Below are 1,148 nucleotides of genomic sequence, written 5' to 3'. Positions count from 1 at the left end.
TATAACCCGGATGGTACTACTGTTAACTTGGCTGATTATGAAATTCAACAATTTAATAATGGTGGAACTGCGAAAACAGCTACCTTCCGTTTACAAGGTACGCTTGCAAGTAAACAAAAATTTTTGGTGGGGCGTTCAGAATTACAGACAGAACTTGGCAATAAAGTAAATCAAGTGGCTGCATTGTCTTTTAATGGGGATGATGCAGTTGTGCTTGTTTATAAAGGCACACCTGTAGATCGTTTTGGCCGTATTGGGGAGCGACCTGAGGCAGGATGGGGAACTGCTGTTTCAAGCTTGGGAAATAGCTTTAAACGTATTGAAACTGAAAATCCAGCTTTGAGTATTGATCCGACAGCGGCATTTGATTTGGACCATTCATGGACAGCATGGGCAAACCGAAATGATTTTACAAATCTATCAGGTACTACTACTCAGCCTCCTATTGAAACAGTCAGCTGTTCAAGCTCAGATACACCAATTGCCGATTTAGCAACATCAGCACAAAACCAGACTTATACCGTGCGTGGAGTAATTACTGCCGACTATCGTTATGTAAATGGTTTCTCAGGTTTTTATGTTCAAACACCTGATACGAAAGCACGTGCAAATGTGAGCAATGCCATTTTTGTTTATATTCCGAATAGTAGTACGGTGAAAGGTGGACAAATTGGTGATGAGGTTATTTTACGTGGTCGTTTAACCAGCTATCAAAATCAGCTACAGATTGACCAATTACAACAAGATATTCAAACCTGTAATAGCAATATGGCAAATCAGGTTCAGCCCATTAGCCTTGAACTACCATTTTCAAGTTTAACAGGCGGTTCACCCCATTCTCCGCAGCGTTATCAAGGCATGTTGGTGAAATTGCCTCAGACTTTAACGGTGAGTGAGAATTATAATTATGGTCGTTATGGTGAACTATCTTTAAGTTTAGGTCGCTTATATATTCCAACCAATTTATATCCAGCGCTAACTCCTGAAGCTAAAGCTCTAGCTCAGAAAAATTTATTATCTAAAATTATTTTTGATGATGGTTATAACAACCAAAACCGTACGCCATGGTTACCTACAAATTTTAGTGCTGCCAATACATTGCGTTCAGGCTACCAGCTTAAAAATGTCGAAGGGATTTTAGAATATCG

General features: G+C 39.5%; 1 pseudogene. It reads left to right on the top strand.

Annotation, left to right across the window (positions count from 1 at the left end):
• Positions 1–1,148 (top strand): annotated as a pseudogene (locus tag VXQ92_RS19860) (nuclease); the annotation flags it as partial.

Source organism: Acinetobacter sp. 228 (genome assembly GCF_048147885.1).
This window is presented reverse-complemented; position numbering and strand designations above follow the sequence as displayed.